The sequence below is a fragment of the Candidatus Velamenicoccus archaeovorus genome (genome assembly GCF_004102945.1).
GTDB lineage: Bacteria > Omnitrophota > Gorgyraeia > Velamenicoccales > Velamenicoccaceae > Velamenicoccus > Velamenicoccus archaeovorus.
In genome coordinates this window covers 224,349-243,609 of the sequence record NZ_CP019384.1, presented here as the reverse complement: position 1 = coordinate 243,609, position 19,261 = coordinate 224,349, and the positions used below count along the sequence as shown (strand labels likewise).

The window sequence follows — 19,261 nt, the reverse complement described above, 5'->3', positions numbered from 1 at the left end:
CCCTGCCTGCCCTCCGGGCTCAACCGCGAAAGCAGACGTTTTTGTTTTTGACAAGGATAACCACGGATGTCCGTCAAACCATCCGCGCAAATCTTCCCTGTTTCCTGCCCGATGAACGCTCCATGAGCGTAAATTCGCGTCTTTAAAAACCGTGACTCATGCTGAAATGGAAACGGCCTTCCTTGCTTTCCTTGCCCGGCTGCTTGTTGAGCGGAATGCCGTAATCGAGCTTCAACGGCCCGATCGGCGTCTTGATGCGCACGCCGAAACCGATGCCCGTCTTAAAACCTCCGAGGTCGAAATCGGACACCTTTCCCCAGACGCCGCCCGTATCGATGAACAAAGCGCCTTTGATGAACTCCACGATCGGGAACGTGTATTCGATGTTGAAAATCATCAGGGCTTCGCCGCCCAGAGGATCGGAAGTCACGGGATCTGCCGGCCCGACGCTGCGCTCTTCATAGCCGCGAATCGTATTGGCGCCGCCGGCATAGAACCGCTCGTAAATCGGCACTTTCTTCTGGTCGCCGTAAGGCGTCACGATACCGGCGCGGGCCTGAAGCTGCAGGACATTCTTGCCGAAAGACGGAAAATATTGCGAGGCCAGACCGAAAATTTTGTTGAATCTCTTGTCGCCGCCCATGGGGCCGCCGGCGATCTCATAGGAACCGCTCAACACCAGGCCGCGGGAGGGGTTAAAGACATTATCCGTCGTGTCACGTGTCAGGGTAAACTCCATGCTGCTGATGAGATTCTTGCCCTGTTCGGCTTTAAGATCGTCCAGGGCCGTAGAATCGACGCTCGAAATATCTACCTGCTCCAAACGATAAATGATGCCTCCCTTGACATATTCGCTGAATTCCTTACCCAGACGGAGATCTCCGCCTATACGCTTTTCACGATAGCCGTAACCGACGTCGGAATCCTTGTCATGGACGCGGCTGTAGAGATCGAAGCCGAAAGAAATCGGATGGTCGAACATCCACGGTTCCGTGAAACTCAATTCGAAATTTTCCCTCACGGATCCCAATTCTCCGCGCAGCTTCAAGTCCTGGCCGGCGCCGGTAAACGTCTTCCAGTTCTGCCAGTCGAAATTTTTCTGCTCGATCTCGACAAACCCCACGAACTGGTCGATCGAGCTGTAGCCGCCGCCGAAACTGAAGGAACCGGTCTTGGCCTCTTTGACGTCCACGACGAGATTGCGGTTGTCGGGCGCGCTGCCCTGCTCCGTATCGTAGTTGACCTCATCGAAGAAACCGAGATTGTAAAGACGTTCCTTGGTGCGTTTAAGCTTGTCGCCGTCGAAGCGTTCGCCGGGCTTGATCCTCAGTTCGCGACGGATAACTTTGTCCTTGGTCTTGATATTCCCGCGGATCAGGATCCTGTCGACATAAACGATATCGTTTTCCGTGATCGTATACGTGATATCGACCTTCCCTGTTGCGGAATCCAGGGCCGCGGATTCATTGATCTGGGCGTAAATATACCCTTTGCCGAAATAGAACCCCTGGAGATTGGTCACATCCATCTTCAGGGAATCATAAGTGAAAACTCCTCCCACCGGGCAGGCCTTGATGCTGTCGGAAAGCTCCTTGTCGGTGGCCTTGACATTGCCCCTGAACGTGATGCTGCCGACGCTGTAGGATTTCCCTTCTTCGACGTGGATACGCAAATAAATATCCCCCTTGGCGTCGTAATCAAGGCGGTAATCAACGGCGGCATCCAGATAGCCGTTCTTCTGATAAAAATCCTTGATCCGTTCCAGGTCGTCGTTGAACTGGTCTTCCTTGAAATAACCGGGATTGAACCAGCCGGCGCGCTTGGTCTTGATCAATCCCAGGATCTTGCCGTCCGGAAAATGGAGATTCCCGTCCACATAGATCTTCCTGATCTTGATGCGCCGGCCTTCATTGATTTTGATGGTGATCTTGGCCTTGTTCGTCTTGGGGTCGGTGGTCACACTCTGGTCCACCGTCACATCGGGCTGGCCCTTCTTTTCATATTCTTTCTTGATCAATGTCAGGTCGTCCTTGAGAACGGCCAGATTCATGTACTGCCCCTGTTTGGATTTGAGCTTGCGCAGGAGTGTGCTCGTGCGGAACGTCTTGTTGCCTTCGATGGCGATATCTTCGATGATCGGCCTCTCCTCCACCTTGAAGGTCACCTTCAGGCCGCCCTCGACATCTTCCAGATCCAGGCTGATATCCGAGAAAAATCCGGTCTCATAGAGCCGCTTGATGTCGTCGCGGGCCGCTTGCGGAAAATAAACCTGTCCCACCCGCGTTTTGAGCTTGGCCATGATCGTGGCGGTACTGATGGCCTTGTTGCCGGTCACTTCAACGGATTTGACGATCTTGGACGGGGTTGCTTCTGCCTCTTGAGCCTCCTCTTTCTGGGCGAAGACAGAAACAGCGCAACAAAGAAAAACGATACTTATAAGGTAGGTTTGAAGGCGTCTCACTATAGCCCTATGATTGGTTTTCTCAACCCATTCGATGCTCAGGGTCGATGCTGAGCGGACTTTTCACGCATCCCGCCCCCCAGATATGGATGCGAGTGATTTCCCGCGAATGTATCAAATTATACGAAAGCCTTAACCGAAAGTCAATCACTGAGTTATCATTCCACGCGTTATCCCGGTATCAGCCGTTTTGCGCCTCGGCGCCGGTCAGATTCTCAAAACGCGTATACTCCTTGATAAAGGCAAGCTTCACGGTCCCGACAGGCCCGTTGCGTTGCTTGGCGATAATGGCCTCGGCGATGCCGCGATTCTGCTCCGAAGGATTATAATATTCCTCCCTAATCAAAAGCACCACCACATCGGCGTCCTGTTCGATGGCGCCAGACTCCCTCAGGTCCGACAGCTGGGGCCGGTGGTCCGTACGGCTTTCCACGGCGCGGGACAACTGGCTGATGGCGATCACAGGAACGTTCAATTCCCTGGCCAGCGCCTTAAGAGAACGGGATATCTCGGAAATCTCCTGCTGCCGGCTCTCCACCCCCGCCGTGCCGCGCATGAGCTGGAGATAATCCAGGGCGATCAGGCCGATATTGTGATGGGCCTTCAACCGCCTGGCTTTGGCCCTTAATTCCAGAACGGAGATGCCGGGCGTATCATCGATAAAAATAGGCGCTTCGGACAGTTTGCCTGCCGCCGTCGTCAGGCTCGGCCAGTCGGACGCCGAGAGATAACCCGTCCTGACCTTGTGGGCGTCCACGCGGGCATGCGAGCACAAGAGCCTTTGCACCAGCTGTTCTTTGGACATTTCCAGGCTGAAAAAGGCCGTCGGGATCTTCTCGATGATACTGGCATGCTCGAGAATATTGATGACAAAAGCGCTTTTCCCCATGGAAGGACGACCGGCGACAATAATCAGGTCCGAAGGCTGAAGGCCGGCAGTCTTGATATCGAAATCCGTGTAGCCTGTCGCAACTCCCGTCACATGAGCTTTATTCTGATAGAGCCGATCGATTGTCTCAATAGAGTCTTTAATGATCTCTTTGATGAGGATAAAACCCGCCTGGCCCACACGCCTGTCGGCGATCTCGAAGATCATCTTCTCGGCGCGGTCCAGGACATCGCCGACCGCATCTTCGGTGTCATAGGCCTCGGTCACGATCTGGGTCGCGTGGTGGATCAAAAGACGCAGGACATTTTTCTCTTTGACGATGCGGGAATAATGGGAGACGTTCGCCGCGGTAGGGACGGTATTGGTCAGGGCCGTCAGATAACTGGCGCCGCCGACTTCCTCGAGGACGCCTTCATTCCTGAGCCTCTCGATCAACGTGATCAGATCGACGGCCTTGCGCTGATCATAAAGCTGGACAATAGAAGAAAATATCTTCTTGTGAGCGTCTTTATAGAAGTCTTCCGCCGAGAGATTCTCGACCGCCAGGCCAATGGCGTCTTCCTCGATCAACATACAGCCCAGCACCGCCATTTCCGCTTCGATATTCTGCGGGGGCAGCTTCTCGATAGGCGCCAGGGCCCCGGCAACTCCTTCTTTGTCATGACGTTTCGGCGATTTTTTCATAGAAAAAATATGGAAACCTCGAAGGAAATATCACCAACAACGGTTCATTGAGCCTATGGAGTCAAGCCATAAGAACTCGATAAACTCAAAGAATTCGCTTTTCCGACCTATTTCTTGACCACCCAGACCTTGATCTTCGACGTCACCTCAGGATGAAGTCTGACGTCGATGTCATATATGCCCAGCGCCTTCAGAGGGGCCTCCAAGACGATACACTTTTTTTCCACGTCGATCCCCTCGCCGGCCAGGGTTTTCTGGATGTCCTGGACCGTCAAGCTCCCGTAAAGCTTTTCTTCTTCATTGACCTCGACGGTTATGGTCAGGGAAAATCCGTTAAGCTTCTGGGCCAGCTCTTCGGCCTTCTTTCGCTCCTGGGCAAGCCTGGCCTGCCGCTTCTTCTGCTCCAGCTCCATCTGCTTCAAGGCATGGTCCGTCGCTATCACAGCCAGGTTCTGCGGCAGAAGAAAATTACGGGCAAAACCGTCCTTGACCTGTTTGACTTCGCCAATCTTGCCAATCCCGGGAACATCGGATCTCAAAACAACTTTCAACATGGCAACCTCTCGAGTAACAAATAACCAAACAATGACCAATAACCAAATTCAAGTTTCCAAAATATCTTTTTATTCAATCCCGTTATTTCTTCAAATACGGCAAGAGTGCGATAAAACGGGCCCTCTTGACGGCTTCGACAACACAGCGCTGATGTTTGGCGCATGTTCCTGTCACGCGGCGCGACAGGATTTTACCGCGCTCGCTCACCAAGCGCTCCATGCGCTTCAAATCCTTATAATCCAGATTGTTAACCTTCTCTTCGCAAAAACGGCACGTCTTGCGGCGGAAGCGCCCCTCAAGATCGTCTCGCCTCTCGCGTCTGCGCGCACCCGGCTTGGCCGAACCTCTGCCGCCGCTGTCACGCGATCCTCCCCGTCTCCCCATCTCTCTCTTTTGATAAACCATAGATCTCACGACCTCCTTAATTTTGCCTATAACAGGGTTTCTATTCCTTACACCTGGCCATATCGGAAGGGCCAGTGCGCCGCTTTCTGCGGCGCAAAATTAGGCCCTTCGCTTATTCGGAATTACCTGGCTCAATCGGATGAGCCAGTATGCCGTCCAGTGGGACGCACCCGCTTATCCTATTAAAGCGGGGTGCAGCTTTCTGCGGCATGCGAAGGCCTACCCCCTTGTGGGGTTAACTCCGCACTTACTCGGTCTGCTGTTTCAGCAGACCAGGAAAATTTGTGCCGGATGGCCGTCCTGGCCGGCTGCGCCAGGCCGACGGCCTAGCCATGGCACAAATTTTCAAGTGCCCAAGTGCGGAGTCAACGCTTATTCCTTAATTTTGCCTATAATGGGTAATTTTCCTTGCAAAATCAACCCCGAGCTTACGCAGGAAATTTTCCGAAGGCCGGTTTAGCCGGCCGGAGAGAAAATTTACAAGTGCTTAAGCGAGGGGTCTCCTAACTCACATCCTCTGCCGCATCCTGACCCCAGGAAACGTCGTCGGTATCCGCACCGAGTGCCGGCGCAGCCTGTTTTTCTTCAGCCGTAGAAACATGCTCTTCGGCAGCAGTCTCGCCTTTCTGGCCCGCCTGCCCCAAGAACTGGATCCGCTCCGCCCTGACCTCGACGACGCTTCTTTTCTTGCCGTCGTTGCCGTCCCAGCTGCGGGTCTGCAGGCGGCCTTCCACGAACAACGGACTGCCTTTACGCAAATACTGGTTGCAGACCTCCGCCTGCTTGTCCCATGCCACAACCGTGATAAAACATACTTCCTGTTTCATCTCGCCTGTCTTGTCCTTGAAGCGACGGTTTGTCGCCATCCTGAGATTGACGACCGCCGTGCCTCCGGGCGTATAGCGCAATTCAGGGTCTTTGGTAAGATTGCCGATCAAAAAAACCTTGTTGAGATTAGCCATATGGACTCCTTTTTTCCCGACACCCGGACTTCATCTTCGACCGCGCGCATTAGGCGGCTTTTTTCTCGTCGATCTTCAGGATGATATACCTGAGGATGTTTTCATTAAGGCCGTAGGCGCTCTTCAGCGTATTGACAACCAAAGGATCCACATCAAAATTGACCAGATAATAAAGCCCTTCCTTATAGCGGGTCCCGCCCCCTATCGGGAACAGGTCGTACGCCAGTTTGCGCCGTTCCGCCCACACCTGGTCCTGGGTCACGGTACCCTGATGCTTGACAACCTGGTCTTTGATCCCTTTAAGGACGGCATTTTTGTCTTCTTCTTTAAGGTCCGGTCTGACGATGAACATCGCTTCGTACTTTTTCATACCTTCTTACCCCCTATTTCTTCTTTGCGTTAAATAAATTCATGCTTCTGTCAATGCCGGCTTCCAGCCACATCTCCATGGCCCGGACAGCCGCCGCCGTCATTTCCTCGACGGCCGGCCCCTCACGGACGGTGAACTTCGCAAGTACGTAATCCGCCAGATCGCCTTCCTGTGCTTCGCGGCCGACACCTAATCTCAGACGGTTAAACTCATCCGTCTTGATATGTTCGATAACGGATTTCAGCCCGTTGTGGCCGCCGGCGCTTCCGCGGACCTTGAAACGCATCTCTCCCAGCGGCAAAGCCACATCATCACAAACCACAAGCAGGTCCCGAGTTTTCAACCTTTTCTTTCTAAGGCCTGCGGCGACGGCTTCGCCCGAAAGATTCATATATGTTTGCGGCAAAACCAGATAAATCTTAGCCTCAAAAAGATCACCCGCTGCCCACAAGCTTCTGGTGAACCTGCTGTTCTTGAGTCTCCAGCCGTGCTTGCGCGCCAATGCCTCAACGGCCCTGGCTCCCGCATTATGCCTTGTCAGGCGGTATTGGGAACCCGGATTGCCCAGGCCAACGATCATCTTCGCGTCGGTTCCTTGAGCCCTCATCGCCGTTCTACGCACCCTTGGTTTCTTCAGTTTCCTCGACAGGTTTCTTCTCTTTCTTGATGACTTCCGGCTCGGCAGTTGCCGCTGCCCCTTCGGCCGCGGCGGCTTCCGCAGGCGCCGCCTCTTCCTTAAGAGGCGCCAACAAGGAAAAGACAATGGAATCCAGATCGTGCTTGATCACGACACCCGACGGCAAAGACACATCCTTCAGATAAATCGTATCGCCGATCTTCATCTGGGAGACATCAACGGTCAACTTTTCGGGGATCTGGGTCGGCAGACATTCGACCTCTACTTCCCAGATGATGTGTTCCAGCGTCCCGCCTTCCTGCTTGACGCCTACAGGTTCTCCGACGGCTTCTATGGGCACAGGAACGGTGATCTTCTTCGTCAGGGATATCTCGTTAAAATCCACATGGAGAATATCACTGGTGACCGGGTGATTCTGGATCTCTTTGATCAGGACCGCCTTCTCTTCGTCTTTTTTGCCGCCGGCGATCTTCAGGGTGATCACCATGTTTTCGCCGCCGTGATGCGCGTGCATGAATTTGATCAAACGGCTCCGCTCGATCTTCAGAGGCAATGTCTTCTTGCCCTCACCGTAAACAACGCACGGCACAAATCCTCCACGGCGCAGGATATGGCTCTTGCCGACCTCGGCGCCTTCCCGCACCTTCGCTTCCAGATAAATCGCTTCCATCGTCGTATTCTCCTTGATTTTGCCTATAATGGGTAACTTTTTCCCTACAAAATCAACCCCGAGCTTACGCAGGAAATTTTCTGAAGGCCGGTTTAGCCGGCCGGAGAGAAAATTTACAAGTGCTTAAGCGAGGGGTCAACATTTCTTCCCTTATATCTCAAATCTCTCATCAAACAAACAGCTGATCGATTCTTCGTGGTGGATCCGCTTGATGGCCTCCGCCAAGAGGGGCGCGACGGACAAGACCTTGATCTTGGAACTCGCCTTGTGGTCATCCTTCGGGATCGTGTTGGTGATGATCAACTGCTCGAGGATCGAACTTTCGATTTTCTTGACGGCGTCTCCGGAAAGAACACCGTGGACAACAGCCGCATAGATCTTCTTGACTCCCGCCCGTCTCAAGGCGTTCGCGGCCTCGATCAGGGATCCGCCGGTCGCAATCAAATCGTCCACCAGGATGGCGTTCTTGCCTTCGACTTCGCCGAGGATATTCATGGCTTCTGCCTTTTCGGGGGAGATGCGGCGCTTATCCACGATCGCCAGGCCTACCCCGAGCCTCTTGGCGTACGCCCGCGCGGTCTTGATGCCGCCGACATCGGGAGAAACCACGACATAATTCTCCAACTTGAGCTTTGAGGTGATGTATTCGACAAAGACATTAACGGCAAAAAGATGATCCAAGGGAATATCAAAGAACCCCTGGATCTGCCCGGCATGGAGATCCATCGTCAAAATACGGCTGGCCCCGGCCACGGTCAGGAGGTTCGCCACAAGTTTAGCTGAAATCGGCACACGCGGCTGGTCCTTACGGTCCTGGCGGGCATATCCGTAATACGGCACAACAGCCGTGATGCGCCCGGCGGAGGCGCGCTTCAAGGCGTCGATGATGATCAAAAGCTCCATGAGGTTTTCATTGGGCGGCGGGCAGGTCGGCTGGATCACAAAAACATCTTTGCCCCGGACATTGTCGTCAATCTTGACCCTGATCTCCCCTTCGCTGAAACGCTCCACCATCATGCCGCCAAGCTTCTTGCCCAGCTCCTTGGCGATCTCCTCCGCCAACCCCTTGTTGGCGTTCCCTGAAAAAATCTCAAGCTTGTTCATATCATGACTCCTATGATTACCGCTTCTGCGACCTAAATAAATCCATCCGCCACCAAAGCTTCGGCGGATTAATTCGGCCATATGACTTACGTCACCAGGAGCAACGTGACGGTTCCCTGCCTGCCTTGGCTGAAGACCAAAGGCAGGCGTAAGTCATGGCCTCAATGAATCTCCCTGTACTCGCCCTGTTCGAGCAGAATGAGCACAGGGTTTCTTTCCTGGAGACCTGCGCATCGTAAGATATCGGAAAAATTTCTTACCCAGGGCTGCCGGGCGCCAAATTTTTCCGATACTCGCGGGGTGACCCAGAAAGGGTAGACCTTCCTCATTCCACATAAAGGAAGGGTCTGATCTTCGCCGCATTCTGCGGCTCGATCAAAATTATTTACGTTTGGGTTTCAGGGCCCGGGCCGGCACGCCCGCCACAACCGCCCGGTCCGGAACATCATGACGCCGCGTCACGACGCTTCCGGCGCCGACCACGGCCTTCTTGCCGATGACCACTGGCGCAATCAAAACCGCATCACTACCGATAAAAGCCTGGTCTTTAATGATGGTCTTGCTCTTTTTCTGACCGTCAAAATTGGCAACGACGGTGCCGGCCCCGATATTGACCCTGCGGCCAACCTCCGTATCGCCGAGATATCCCACGTGATGCATGACGCTTTCTTCTCCCAGGGTCGAATTTTTGACTTCGGCAAAATTTCCTACAGCCGCCCGGTCGCCGAGGACAACCCCGGGACGCAGATGGCAGAAGGGCCCGATGGAGCAATCGCGGCCTATCACGACATCTTTTTCGATATAGGTGAATGGACGAACACGGGAGCCCGATCCGATCATTGCGGCAGGGTCGATAAAGGTCGACTTCGGGTCCTCGATGACGACACCCCGCTCCTCAAATGATTCCAGGATACGCATCCGGAGGACTTCCGAGGCCTCCCGCAGGTCCCGGCGCGAATTGACGCCCAACACTTCCTGAGGATCTTCCGCAAGGACCGTCTCGACCTTTTTGTTGGAACCAAAAAGCCAACCCAAGACGTCTGTAAGGTAATACTCACCGCTTCTGTTGTCGGGCCTGATATGCTTCAACCCTTCCAGAAGATCGTCTTTTTTAAAACAATAAAGGCCCGTGTTGATCTCCCGCACGGCCTTTTGGGAAACTGTCGCATCTCTTTCCTCGACGATCGCCAGAAAGCGACCCGCATCGTTGCGCAAGACCCTGCCGTAACCCCGCGGATCGTTCAAAAATGTCGTCAACACGGTGCAGGATGCGCTGCTCGCCACATGGGCTTCATAGAGGCGGCGCACCGTCTGTGGACGGATCAGCGGCGTATCGCCGTAAAGCACCATGACGTCGCCTGAATCTTTCGGGATCTCCTTGACCGCCGCTGCAACGGCATCGGCCGTGCCGAGAGGACTTTTCTGGAACGCAACAGCCACGGACTTCTCGAGGACGCCGCGAACCTCAGGCCTCTTGGGACTTAAAACCACAACGGTCTTTCTGGGCTTCATCGATACGGCGGCATCCATAACGAAGCTCAACATAGGACGCCAGGCCACTTCATGCAGGACCTTCGGGGTGGCGGACTTCATCCGTTTCCCCTCTCCTGCAGCCAAAACGATAACGCACAACTTTAACATAAGTTTTAGGAATTCCCCGGGATTTTCTTTCGCCGTGAAACGCGTGATTGCTGATAAAAACCGGAAGGCTCACCGGCCTCTCGACAACATCCGTTGCCTACAAAAAGGTCGGTGATTGCATGATCGCAGGAACACGCCATGGCCTTGTGGTTAGCAAACTCTTCGATGCGTCCACCGAAGGTGGACTTGCTCAGAGCATAACCCTGAGTCTGTCGAAGTACAAGCCCCCGCGCTTGACAATGCGTCAACGAACGACGGGGGGACGCGTCAATATATTATTTTGGTTCCCTGCCTTTGGCCTTAGCCAAAGCAGGCAGGTCGCCAGGCCGGCCATGAAACCGACCAGCGCCCTTTGGTTCTCGCCAGGCCGATAATCAAGCTGCCCAGCCTGGGCTCCGGCGCTGCGCGCCTAGAACCAGTCTCTTCGTTTCCACTCCGCTCCCCAAAGGGGCTCTGCCCCTATGGCGGGCTCATCCGCTTACGCGGATTCGCTCCTGTTACCCCGAAAGCGCGGGGACGGTCTCCCCGCACCCCTTTGGTTCTCGCCAGGCCGATAATCGAACTGCCCAGCCTGGGCTCGAACCAGGATACTCAGATCCAAAGTCTGATGTGCTACCAGTTGCACCACCGGGCAATATCTCAGAAAATCTATCTCATTCTTCGCTGTCGTGACCTGAAAAGGAAGAAGGGCCTTTGGCTTTTTCGCTCTCAAAGGCATCTAAAACCTTTTTCTGCAAGTAATCCCGGAAGGTCTGAGTGATCGGATGGGCGATATCCCTGTGTTCAGACTGAGCGCCATCCGCATTGGATTCTACAGTCACCGGCCGCATGACAGCCGGCAATTGCGTTGCGCACTGGTTGCAATATTTACTGCGGACCTCGTTGCGAAAATTACACTTGGGACATGCTGTCTTGAGCTTTCGAGAAGGCATGGCGATAAAAAGGCCGCTGCCCCCCTCGATCACTTTAATGTTCCTGACGACGAAAGCGTTGTCGAACGTCACCGTGGCATAAGCTTTAAGTTTCTTGTCAGGACTATCCTTGAGAAAAACCCTCACCTCAGTGATTTCCATGGATCGTCCCCTCCCTGTGTAACCGACCAAAAAATACAATAATTACAGCGTTGCGGCGATAAATACGTGGCATTTATCTGAAAGCCTGGCGCGCGCCTTATCATAAACCCGCTGCGCGTATTTTTGGTCTTTACATACAACAAAAAGGGTCGGCCCGCTACCTGACATGTGTAGCCATTTGAACCCGAGTTTAGAAAGATCAGTTCTTAGTTCAGAAACGAAACCATATGATTCTATTACGATTTCGCTTAACCGATTGTAAATCTTCCTGTTAAGAAAACGGAGATCTCCCTCTTTAAGACAAGAGAGTAGTATATTAACATTCTCATTATTCTTTGTCAACGTTAAAGTTTCTCTGGGATTCCGGCCTGTTCTGCTCCTTTGAGACCCCCTATCAAAGAGCGCATAGACATCTTTGGTCATAATGTTCTTCGGCGGAACAAAAAGAACGTGCCATAAACGCACTCGGGGAGGAATCGAGACGCCCGTCAGATCGCCTCCGCGGCCCCGGCCGATGGCAAAACGCCTTCCAGAAACAAAAAAAGCCACATCGCTGCCCAGACGGTTGGCCAAATCGACCAGTACCGGCCGGCTTAGACGCATCCCGAAAAGCCTGTTCATGCCCAAAAGGACGGTAGCGGCATTGCTTGACCCTCCCCCCATGCCGCCGCCCACAGGAATCTGCTTCTGGATTTCGATCTTGACGCCTTTCTTGACACCAAAGGACCGCCGTAGCAGATCGGCAGCCTGCCACGCCAAATTAGCAGCATCGGAGGGAACCAGGCGGCTGTCACAAGACAAGACGATCTCGTCCGTCTGGATCTCCGTTAGGCGGACGGTGTCGCAAAGAGAGATACGTTCAAAAAAAGTCAGGAGTTCGTGGTAGCCGTCGGGCCGCCGGCCCAGGACGTCAAGATAAAGATTGAGCTTGGCGGGAGAGGAAAGTAAAAGAGAATTAACGGAGGCCATTGGACTGGGGATCTCTTATGCCAAAATGGAGTGGGCACCCCTGACGATGTCAGCGCACGTCAGCTGGTATTCCGTCAGCAAGGCCGCCTCATCCCCTGATTGACCGAACCTGTTCTTGACACCGACGCGGACGATCGGTGCAGGATGCTTCTCGCTTAAAGTTTCCGCAACAGCCGAAGCAAGTCCGCCCGTCACAGAATGCTCTTCACAAACCACAAGTCCTTTCGTCTGACGAGCGGCTTCCACAAGGATATTTTCATCGAGCGGCTTAATGGTGGGCATATTGATAACACGGGCGGATATCTTGTTTTTAGCCAATTCAGCGGCCGCCTTCAGGGCTTCCTGAACCATGATGCCGCACGCCACGAGCGTAACGTCGCTGCCCTCTTGCAGGAGACCGCCTTTCCCAAGACGAAACTCCGGCCTCTTGTCGATGCTTGGCACCTTGGCACGGCCCAGACGGATATAAAACGGCCCCGAGGTCTCAAAAGCGGTCAGGATAGCTTCCCGCGTTTCCGGCCCGTCACAAGGCACAATAACGGTCATATTGGGGATGGCCCGCATGATGGCGATATCCTCAAGCGCCTGGTGACTGGCGCCGTCGGGACCGACGGTGACGCCCGCATGGGTCGCCACGATCTTGACATTGAGTCCGCTGTAACAGATGGTGTTGCGCACCTGGTCCCAGGCGCGGCCCGAGGCGAACATGGCGAATGTGGACGCAAAAACGACCTTCCCGCAAGACGCCAAGCCCGCCGCCGTCGCCATCATGTTCTGTTCAGCAACACCGAAATTGAAAAACCGGGATGCGAATTCCCTGGCAAAAAACGCCGTGCGCGTCGAACCGGACAAGTCCGCATCGCACACCACGACATCCGCCGTGCGGCGGCCGAGTTCAACCAGCGTCTTGCCGTAAATATCGCGTTGATAAAGCATTTCAGCCATGGTATCGGTCCGATTCTTCCTCTACGATTCGCCCAGTTCTTTCATCGCCAGATCCTCTTCCTCCCGGCTGGGCGCCCGGCCGTGGAAATCCACGACGTTCTCCATGAAAGAGACGCCTTTACCCTTGATCGTCTTGGCGATGATGATCGTCGGTTTTTCCTTGATCTTTTTCGCTGTGGCAAAGGCTTTATGGATCGCGGCCATATTATGTCCGTCGATCTCAAGCACATACCATCCGAAGCTGCGCCATTTCTCCGCCAATGGCTCAATCGCCATGACTTCCATGACCCGGCCGTCGATCTGAAAACCATTGTAGTCCAGGATAACGCAAAGATTATCGCATTTGTAGTGCGCGGCGGCCATGGCCGCTTCCCAGACGTTGCCCTCCTGGATCTCTCCGTCCCCCAAGAGACAATACGTCCGGTAATCCTTGCGGTCCAGTTTCGCTGCCAAGCTCATCCCCAATGCCACGGAAAGCCCTTGCCCCAAAGACCCGCTGCACACCTCAATGCCAGGCGTGTGACGCTCCGGATGCCCCTGCAAGAGACAACCGAACCGCCGCAGTTTCCACAGCTCCTCTTTCGCAAAATACCCCTGCTCTGCCAAGACCGCATAAAGCGCCGGACAACAATGTCCTTTCGACAAATGAAAGCGGTCGCGGTCCGGCCATGAAGGATCCCTGGGGTTATGGCGCATGACAGCGTAATAGAGACACGTCAAGATGTCCGTGCTGGACAGAGACCCGCCCGGATGGCCCGATCCGGCACGCGCCAGCATCTGGACGATCATGATGCGGATCTCCCTGGCCTTATCTTCCAATTCTTTGATTTTTCTTGAATCCAAAAGCATAGGTTATCTTTTGATGATCTTTAACTTTTCGCGGATATCCCCCTGGGACGGATCCAAGGCCAGGGATATCTCCCATTGTTCTCTGGCTTTCTCCGTCTCACCCTGCCTTTCATAAGCGGCAGCCAGATGATTGAGAATCACCGGATCCACCATGACCTTTGAAGCCTTTTCAAGAAACGCGACCGCCTTGGGGGTGTCACCAAGCTGAAAATACACCCATCCGAGAGTATCCAGGTAGGTGCCGTTATCACCCTGGGCCTCTGCCGCCCGCAAGGCCAGATCCAGCGCTTCAACAAGATGCTCTCCTTTTTCGGCATACAGAAATGCCAAGCTGTTGGCGGCATCAATATCGTCGGGATAATACCGCAGGACCTTTTGAAAGAACCTTTCAGCCTCTTCGCTTGACCCTTCTTCGCTGGAGATCAGGCCCATAAAAAACAAGGCTTCGCGATCCAACGGGTCAAGCGCTAAAATCTCCTGGCTGTATTTCCTGGCCGCGACAAAATCGCCTTCCAAAAAATAGAGCTGAGACAGGATCCGTCTCAGCTGTGTCTTTTGCGGTAAGGCCGCAGCATCTTTGAGCAGGATTTCGCATTGTTCGGCGGCCTTCTTGTAATCATTGAGCTGCGCATAGATCAGTGCCAGAACATACCGGGTCTGCGCGTCGCCGGGCGCCGAGAGGAGGGCCGTCCGGAATTCAGCGGCGGCCTTTTGTAAATCCCCAAGCCCTACGTAATCCCGCCCCAGCTGAATATGGGGCAAAGGCGACTTTTGATCCAGGCTTCGTGCCCGGCGATAATGGGCCGCCGCTTCTTCAAACGACCCGAGGCGGTCTGCCAGAAGCCCTTTCATATAAGCGCCGTAAGAAGAGGATGTTCTGCGGACGCTTTCATTGACGGGCGCACAGGAGATGATCCCGGTCGCCGCCAGGGCCAGGAGGCTGCAGACAAAAAGAAGCCACCTCTTTTTTAAAAACATCTCGTCAGCATCCCGCAAACCCTGTTATAGAACATTCCCTAACGGGGCAAAAACTTCACAGATACGGGACAAGCCCCCGCCCCTAAAGGGGTGGACGGGCCCCTCATCAACCCCAATCTCTCTTCTTGAGGTGTCTGAGTTTGCGACGCATCTTTTTTCTCTTGTGAGTCTTGATCTTGCGTCTTTTTCTTTTTCTGCCACAAGGCATATAGCCTCCTCTTCAGGCGACCCACCGTCCCGCTTCGTCCTTCGACAAGCTCAGGACTCACCCTGAGCAAGATTAGCTTTGATAGCCGCGTCAAAGGGCTCCGCTCGACACGCCGCCTCCCTATATATGTCTAGTCTCGCTTAACCTTCAATAAAAAGCAAAGGAAGCGCTTCGACCTCGGCCCGCCTCACCCTCTCGGCGGGCGTCGCTAAACGTGTTGCGGCTTATTCGCCGCAACAGCGACCTCACTTTGCTCGGGGGAAAACAGACAACAGACAACGGAATGATTTTGTTTTTTCTGTCCTCTGTGCTCTGTTCTCCGTACTCTGTCTTTCACACGATCAATTTATTCAAGGAATACTCGATGATTCCCTCAGCTCCAGCCTCTTTGAGTTCGGGGATGATCTTGCGTACCAGCTTTTCTTCAATCACGGTCTCAACCGCGACCCATTTTTCGTCGGAAAGGTGCGAGATCGTCGGCTTGCGCAACGCCGGCAGGACACGCAGGAGCTGCGGCAACGCCTTGGCCGGGATATTCATCTTGAGGCCCACCTTGCCTTCAGCATCAATGGCCCCGCGCAGCAGCATAATGACCTGGTCCATCTTCTTCTTTTTCTTCGGATCTCTGACCGATTTCTTGTTGGCGATGAACTGTGTTGTCGACGTACAGATCGTGGCGATCTCTTTCAAATTGTGGGCACGCAGGCTCGATCCTGTCTCGGTCAACTCGACGATCGCATCCACGAGGTTGGCGGCGACCTTGACTTCGGTCGCTCCCCAGCTGAACTCTACATCCGCCGCAACATTATTCTTCTTAAAGTAGTCTTTTGTGACCTCGACAAGCTCGGTGGCAATCCTCTTGCCCTGAAGGTCCTTGACGGACTTGATGGAAGACTGTTCCGGGATGGCCAATACCCAGCGGACAGGATTCATGCTCTGTTTGGCATAAGCCAGGTCGGCCAGCTTAACGACATCCGAACGGTTCTCCAGGATCCAATCGTTACCGGTGATGCCGCAATCCAGGACCCCGTCTTCGACATAGCGGGACATCTCCTGTGCCCGCAGCATGATCGGCTGGATCTCGGGGTCGTCGATCACAGGGACATAAGACCTGGAGCTGACGACAATGCTGAAACCCGCCTTGGCAAACATCTTGATGGTCGCCTCGGTCAGGCTGCCTTTCGGGATACCTAATTTGAGTTTTCCGTCATCTTTAGTCATCATAGCGGGGGTCATTATACATTTGAAAATATGCTTTGTAAAGAAAAAAGTGGCGGAGTATAATTAAGACTTTGATAAATAACACCTGACAAATCAAGGGGTTAAATATGTTGAGACAGCTCCGCAAAAAGAAGGTCGCCAAAAGAATCTTCTATGTGCTTGCCGTCCTTATCATCCCGGCATTCGTCATCTGGGGATCGGCCAGCGTCATCAACAAGAAAGACCGCGTCCCGAACATCGCAGGCCGGATTTTCGGCAAAAATGTCAGTTACGACCGCTTCCAGCAATCCATGCAGGCATGGAAAACGCACATCCTGCTTCAATACGGCGAAGAGGCGGAAAAGAACCTCAGGCCCCTTTTAAACCCCATCAACGGCGCATGGGACCGCCTGATCATGCTTCACGAAGTCCGCCGGCGCGGCATCCGCATCAGCGATCGGGACGTCGTCGACCATATCACCCGCCTGCCTTTCCTCCAAAAGAACGGCCGCTTCGATCCTCAATCCTATGAGCTCTTCCTGAAATATACCCTTCGCATGGATGCGCGGCAATTCGAAGAACAGGCGCGCCAGGACATTTCCATGACCAAGGTCTATGAAGAGGTAACCAAGCCGGTCACCATCACCGACGATGAGGCACGGGCAGAATACAAGAAGCAGCATACCGAGACGCGCCTGCGCTACGTCCTCTTCTCCCCGCAAAGTTATAAAAATAACATTGCCGTAACAGATGAAGAGCTCAATAAATATTATGAAACATCCAAGGAGACCTTTAAGGTCCCGCCGCAGATCAATGCCGTTTTCTGCATGATCCCCTATGACGAGAAAACAACTGAGGAAGAAAAGGGCAAGGCGCAAGAAACCATGCAGAAGATTGCCCGAAAGGCCAAGACTGCCGGCTTGAAAGCAGCCGCGCAAGAAGCAGGGCTCGAAGCCAAAGAAACCGGATTTTTCGGATTTAACGACCCTATCCCCGCCCTGGGGTGGCTGCCGCAAATCAAGACAGCTATCTTTGATACACCGCAAGGCGCCATCACCCAACCGTTAGAAACAGAACGGGGAATCTATCTCTTCGGTATCCTTGAAAAAAAAGACGCTTATATCCCTGACTTTAAAGAGGCCAAGGACAAGGTCAGGACCGCCCTCATTGAAGAAAAAGCCTCGCAGATCGCCTTCCAGAACGCCCAGGACTTCCTGAACCGCGTCAGGAATCCCGAGGCCAAGGAACAGCCACGGGGTCCAGAGAAAACCGAAAAAACGCCCGTCCGGCCGGCCATGCCCTTTGACCGTGCGGCTGAAAACCTGAGGCTGGACGTCAAAGAAACGCCGCCGTTCACCAAAGATTCCTATATCCCCGAGTTGGGATTGGCGACCGTCCTCAAGGATGCCGCCTTCGGCTTGAAAAAAGACGAGATTTACGATAAACCCGTAAGTACGCCCCAGGGTTTCCTCGTCATCCAGAGCCTGCAAACACCCTCTCTCGACGAGGACAAGCTCAAAAAAGAATTCGACGATTTCAAGAAAAGCCTGCTGGAACAAAAACGCAACGAAGCCTTTAACTCGTTTTTCGAAGACTTAAAAAAACAGGCGCATCTGGTCAGTTACGTCAACCAGATTGGCCGTTACGGCATGCCTGTTGCTGCGGCTGAAGGAAAGTGAGGCTCCGCCGACAGGAGCCGGCGGCTTCCTATTTAATAAAGATATCGGGGCAACCTGCGACTTCCAGGAAAGGCCGTCTAAATGTTTCCCAAGTGGACGTGTTTAAGCTTCTTTTCGGCGATAGCCTGCGCCTCAAAAAGTTTTTCCGGCGGGGTCGGCGGGATCGTCATTTTATAACAGGGGAAGTAACGAGAGAAGTGCAGCGGAATATTCGGACCGACATTGGCGGCAATCCAGTCGACCAGCCCTGAGATGTCCTCGGGGCTGTCATTGAGCGTCGGGATCAGAAGATTTGTCAGCTCGACATGACACCTGCCTGCCATGGCCTTGATCGTCTCCAGGACGGGTCCGGCGCCCCCAGAACATACCTTTTTGTAAAAATCATCCCGGATAGACTTAATATCGATATTGGCCGCATCGATATAAGGCAGGAGCTCCGCCAGGGGCTCCGGATTGACAAAGCCGTTGGTCACCAGGACATTCTTTAATCCAGCCCCCCTGGCCGCCTCTGCCGCTTCCACAACAAACTCATACCAGATAAAAGGCTCATTGTAGGTATAGGCGATCCCAAAAGAATCCAGGCGGCGCGCCTGTACGATCAGATCCTCGACCGTCATAGGTTCTGTCGGCGTCTGGACTTCCCGGGAAATGCTCCAATTCTGGCAGAAAAGACAGGAAAGGTTGCACCCAACGGTGCCGGCAGACAAGATCATCCCGCCGGGATGAAAGTGATACAGCGGCTTTTTTTCAACGGGGTCAAGCGCAAGAGAAGCCACCCGGCCGTAATTAAGAGTATAGAGGCTGCCGCCTTGGTTGATCCGGACACCGCAAAATCCCTTGGCCCCCTCCTTGATCCGGCAAAATTGAGGGCAAAGCCGGCAACGCACGCCACCATCTTGGCTCTTATCGTAATACAGAGCTTCTTTCATGACCGCCCCCTGTTTCACCTTCGGCCCCTGATCCATCCGGCCGCCACAAAACG

18 protein-coding genes and 1 tRNA gene are annotated in these 19,261 nt (G+C 53.8%); 1 reads left to right on the top strand and 18 read right to left on the bottom strand.

Annotated elements, in window-relative coordinates; all coding sequences use genetic code 11:
* Window positions 1-142: 142 nt before the first annotated feature.
* The 17 genes from bamA to hisG form a co-directional block, all read right to left on the bottom strand.
* Window positions 143-2,461, bottom strand: coding sequence for an outer membrane protein assembly factor BamA (gene bamA, locus BU251_RS00635; RefSeq protein WP_164908790.1), 2,319 nt, complete (start codon window positions 2,459-2,461; stop codon window positions 143-145).
* Window positions 2,462-2,642: 181 nt separating this feature from the next.
* Complete coding sequence (gene dnaB / locus BU251_RS00630) at window positions 2,643-4,034, bottom strand: replicative DNA helicase (RefSeq protein ID WP_128698986.1); 1,392 nt, start codon at window positions 4,032-4,034, stop codon at window positions 2,643-2,645.
* A gap of 107 nt (window positions 4,035-4,141) precedes the next feature.
* Entirely contained in the window at window positions 4,142-4,588 is a 447-nt protein-coding gene (gene rplI, locus BU251_RS00625) for a 50S ribosomal protein L9 (RefSeq protein WP_128698985.1), read from the bottom strand.
* Window positions 4,589-4,670: 82 nt separating this feature from the next.
* Entirely contained in the window at window positions 4,671-4,994 is a 324-nt protein-coding gene (gene rpsR / locus BU251_RS00620) for a 30S ribosomal protein S18 (protein WP_228767816.1), read from the bottom strand.
* A gap of 503 nt (window positions 4,995-5,497) precedes the next feature.
* The gene (locus BU251_RS00615; protein ID WP_128698984.1) at window positions 5,498-5,956 is read right to left on the bottom strand and encodes a single-stranded DNA-binding protein; all 459 of its coding nucleotides are present in this window, start codon (window positions 5,954-5,956) and stop codon (window positions 5,498-5,500) included.
* 49 nt (window positions 5,957-6,005) lie between these two features.
* Window positions 6,006-6,326 (bottom strand): 30S ribosomal protein S6, encoded by a 321-nt coding sequence (gene rpsF / locus BU251_RS00610; protein WP_128698983.1) that lies wholly within the window; start codon window positions 6,324-6,326, stop codon window positions 6,006-6,008.
* 13 nt (window positions 6,327-6,339) lie between these two features.
* Window positions 6,340-6,933, bottom strand: a complete 594-nt coding sequence (pth, locus tag BU251_RS00605) for an aminoacyl-tRNA hydrolase (RefSeq protein WP_128698982.1) — start codon at window positions 6,931-6,933, stop codon at window positions 6,340-6,342.
* A 7-nt stretch (window positions 6,934-6,940) separates the two neighbouring features.
* Complete coding sequence (locus tag BU251_RS00600) at window positions 6,941-7,633, bottom strand: 50S ribosomal protein L25 (RefSeq protein WP_128698981.1); 693 nt, start codon at window positions 7,631-7,633, stop codon at window positions 6,941-6,943.
* 150 nt (window positions 7,634-7,783) lie between these two features.
* Complete coding sequence (locus BU251_RS00595) at window positions 7,784-8,737, bottom strand: ribose-phosphate diphosphokinase (protein WP_128698980.1); 954 nt, start codon at window positions 8,735-8,737, stop codon at window positions 7,784-7,786.
* Between the two features lie 381 nt (window positions 8,738-9,118).
* Window positions 9,119-10,330 (bottom strand): bifunctional UDP-N-acetylglucosamine diphosphorylase/glucosamine-1-phosphate N-acetyltransferase GlmU, encoded by a 1,212-nt coding sequence (locus BU251_RS00590; RefSeq protein WP_164908789.1) that lies wholly within the window; start codon window positions 10,328-10,330, stop codon window positions 9,119-9,121.
* A 610-nt stretch (window positions 10,331-10,940) separates the two neighbouring features.
* A tRNA-Gln gene (locus tag BU251_RS00585) sits at window positions 10,941-11,012 on the bottom strand.
* Window positions 11,013-11,031: 19 nt separating this feature from the next.
* The gene (locus BU251_RS00580; RefSeq protein WP_128698978.1) at window positions 11,032-11,451 is read right to left on the bottom strand and encodes a septation protein SpoVG family protein; all 420 of its coding nucleotides are present in this window, start codon (window positions 11,449-11,451) and stop codon (window positions 11,032-11,034) included.
* A gap of 42 nt (window positions 11,452-11,493) precedes the next feature.
* Window positions 11,494-12,420, bottom strand: coding sequence for a 4-(cytidine 5'-diphospho)-2-C-methyl-D-erythritol kinase (gene ispE / locus BU251_RS00575; protein ID WP_128698977.1), 927 nt, complete (start codon window positions 12,418-12,420; stop codon window positions 11,494-11,496).
* Between the two features lie 15 nt (window positions 12,421-12,435).
* Window positions 12,436-13,365, bottom strand: coding sequence for a transketolase family protein (locus BU251_RS00570; protein WP_128698976.1), 930 nt, complete (start codon window positions 13,363-13,365; stop codon window positions 12,436-12,438).
* Window positions 13,366-13,386: 21 nt separating this feature from the next.
* On the bottom strand, window positions 13,387-14,214 hold the full coding sequence (locus tag BU251_RS00565; RefSeq protein ID WP_194946679.1) for a transketolase: 828 nt from the start codon (window positions 14,212-14,214) through the stop codon (window positions 13,387-13,389).
* Window positions 14,215-14,217: 3 nt separating this feature from the next.
* On the bottom strand, window positions 14,218-15,192 hold the full coding sequence (locus BU251_RS00560) for a tetratricopeptide repeat protein (protein WP_128698975.1): 975 nt from the start codon (window positions 15,190-15,192) through the stop codon (window positions 14,218-14,220).
* 541 nt (window positions 15,193-15,733) lie between these two features.
* On the bottom strand, window positions 15,734-16,621 hold the full coding sequence (gene hisG / locus BU251_RS00555) for an ATP phosphoribosyltransferase (protein WP_128700920.1): 888 nt from the start codon (window positions 16,619-16,621) through the stop codon (window positions 15,734-15,736).
* Window positions 16,622-16,728: 107 nt separating this feature from the next.
* Here hisG and BU251_RS00550 point away from each other — a divergent pair, with 107 nt between their 5' ends.
* Window positions 16,729-18,279, top strand: a complete 1,551-nt coding sequence (locus BU251_RS00550; RefSeq protein ID WP_128698974.1) for a peptidylprolyl isomerase — start codon at window positions 16,729-16,731, stop codon at window positions 18,277-18,279.
* Between the two features lie 77 nt (window positions 18,280-18,356).
* Here the strand turns inward: BU251_RS00550 and amrS are convergent, their stop codons facing one another.
* A complete protein-coding gene (gene amrS, locus BU251_RS00545) occupies window positions 18,357-19,208 on the bottom strand; it encodes an AmmeMemoRadiSam system radical SAM enzyme (protein ID WP_128698973.1) in 852 nt (283 codons plus the stop codon).
* Between the last annotated feature and the right edge of the window lie 53 nt (window positions 19,209-19,261).